This is a genomic window from Alkanindiges illinoisensis, assembly GCF_004377485.1.
GTDB classification, from domain to species: Bacteria; Pseudomonadota; Gammaproteobacteria; order Pseudomonadales; family Moraxellaceae; genus Alkanindiges; species Alkanindiges illinoisensis_A.
Genome location: NZ_SNTY01000060.1, coordinates 1 through 2,309 on the forward strand (window position 1 = coordinate 1; position 2,309 = coordinate 2,309).

The 2,309-nt window shown below is 49.8% G+C and carries 1 protein-coding gene; it reads right to left on the minus strand.

Annotated elements, in window-relative coordinates:
* Positions 1-5: 5 nt before the first annotated feature.
* A complete protein-coding gene (locus E2B99_RS12030) occupies positions 6-2,246 on the minus strand; it encodes a DNA topoisomerase 3 (RefSeq protein WP_134245234.1) in 2,241 nt (746 codons plus the stop codon).
* Between the last annotated feature and the right edge of the window lie 63 nt (positions 2,247-2,309).

Genomic DNA, 2,309 nt, shown 5'->3' on the forward strand with positions numbered 1-2,309 from the left:
CAGTCCTAAACCAGATGGGTCGGATCAGGAACCGGATTATACGAAAAGTTTTTGTCATCCGGTGTCACTGTAATCACCGGCTTGCCGAGCTTATCCTCATAGGACTGTTTGCAGGCTGGATAGCCAGAGCAGCCCCAGAACGCATAGGCCTTCTTGCCTTTCTTGCCGGTACGCCGGATCAGGCCATTACCGCAGGCCTGACACTTAAACTGTGCTGATACTGTCGCTTTAGGCTTGGGCTGCCCCGGCTTGCCACCTGCATCCGGCAGGGTGGTTTTACAGCCTTCCCGGTCACTACAGCCCCAAAAGGCCTGTTTGCCGGGTATGGCAATGCGGTTCATGGGCTTGGTGCATTTTGGGCATGGGACGGAATCTGCCAGTTTGACAGAGCCACTTTGCTTGATGCTCTCCACTTCCCGGCCAATGTAACCCATCAGGTTTTGCACAAAACCCACCACATCCTGTTTGGTCTTTAATGCTTTTTGCTGTTCATGCCAGATGGCAGTCATATCAGGGTACTTGGCCTGATCCGGCAGCGCGTCATACAGTTTTTCACCGATTGGCGTACTGACAATGCTTTTGCCCTGTTCTGCTAAAAAGCCACGATCAAACAGGGTTTTAATAATACTGTCACGGGTGGCTGGTGTCCCAATGCCGCCATGCTCGCCCTGCTTGTGCTTGTCCTTCTCAATCAGGGTTTTACGCAGTCGCTCATCCTTGACGTACTTGGCCACACGGGTTAAGTCACTCAGCAGCGTGGCCATTGTATAAAGCGCTGGCGGTTTGGTTTCCTTTTTTTCTGCACTGGCCTTGATGCACTTCCCCTGATCATGCTGTTTTAAGATACGCAGGTCACAGGCCAGGATATGTTCATCCTGGGCCAAATCCTCATTGTCCTGGTCATTTTTATATAAGGCTTTCCAGCCCATCCGGGTTGGTACTTCAGCCGAGGCGGTAAACTGGTGCTTGCCGACATTGATTAAAATATCAGTGCGGTCATAGCAATAATTGGGGAAAAACTGGGCAATATAGGCCCTAGCAATCAGCAGGTAAATTTTCTGTTCTGCATCGGTCAATTTGGTTAAGTCGGCCGTTGCTTCAGTGGGAATAATGGCATGGTGCGCTGATACCTTGGCACTGTTAAATGCCCGGCTCTTAATACCTGGATTTGACTTACCAATCAGGTTGGCAAAAATCGGGGCAGTCTGGCCAATGGCGGTCAATACTCCCGGCACATCCCCATGCTGCTCATCACTTAAATATTCACAATCCGAGCGGTTATAGGTAATCAGCTTATATTTCTCGCGCAGGGTCTGGGTAATGCTTTTTACCTGATCCGGCTTTAAGCCGAACTTGCGCGACGCATCAGTTTGCAGCTTTAGCAGGTTATAGGGTAATGGTGGCGGGGTTTGTTTGGCTTCAGTTTTAACACTGGCTAAAATGGCTGTGTGGCCAGTAGCATCCTGAGCAATTTGTTTGGCCTGGGCTTCATCAAGCAAGCGCTTTTTTTCGTCCACCATATCGGTATCTTTGACCAGATAGCGGCCATTGAAATTTAAACCCTGAATATCAAAATCACCGGTCACGCTATAGTAAAAACTTTTCTGGTGACTGGCGTTTAAGCGGCAGCGGCGCACCACCAGTCCCAGGATTGGGGTTTGTACCCGGCCCACACTTAAAACGCCCTGATGACCCTGATTCTGGGCTTTTAGGGTATAGGCACGGGTGAGGTTATAGCCATACAGCTGGTCGCCCACTGAACGGGCTTCGGCTGCCGCAGACAACGGGGCAAATTCCTGGTTATCGCGCAGGTTGGCCAGCGCCTTTTGCACCACTTTTAAATTATTGTCATTAATCAGTACCCGTTTCACCGGCAGGGTGCATTTGGCAAATTCCAGCAGCTCATCAATTAACAGCTGGCCTTCATCATCAGGATCACCGGCATGCACCACTTCCCTCGCCTGCTTGAGCAAGGCCATGATTTTTTTAACCTGGTCTTTTTTATCACTGGCGACTTTTTTCTTCCACGGCACATGCGAGAACGGTAAATCGGCCATGTTCCACTTTTTGTATTTGGGGTCATAATCTTCCGGATCGCATAATTGCAGCATGTGGCCAAAACACCAGGTCACTGCATCCGGACCACACTGAAAGTAACCATCCTGACTTTTACCACCACCCAGGCCATCACGGATTGCCTTGGCCAGATCGGGCTTTTCCGCAATAAATAAGCGTCTGATTGTCATGGTGGTATCCTTGGTTACGCCAAATATTAAAATCTAGTGGTCGTGCAGCACTTTTCTTAATCG

What these genes read in the sequence shown, in the direction of transcription:
- E2B99_RS12030 (WP_134245234.1), bottom strand. Translation starts at nt 2,246, where the DNA reads ATGACAATCAGACGCTTATTTATTGCGGAAAAGCCCGATCTGGCCAAG.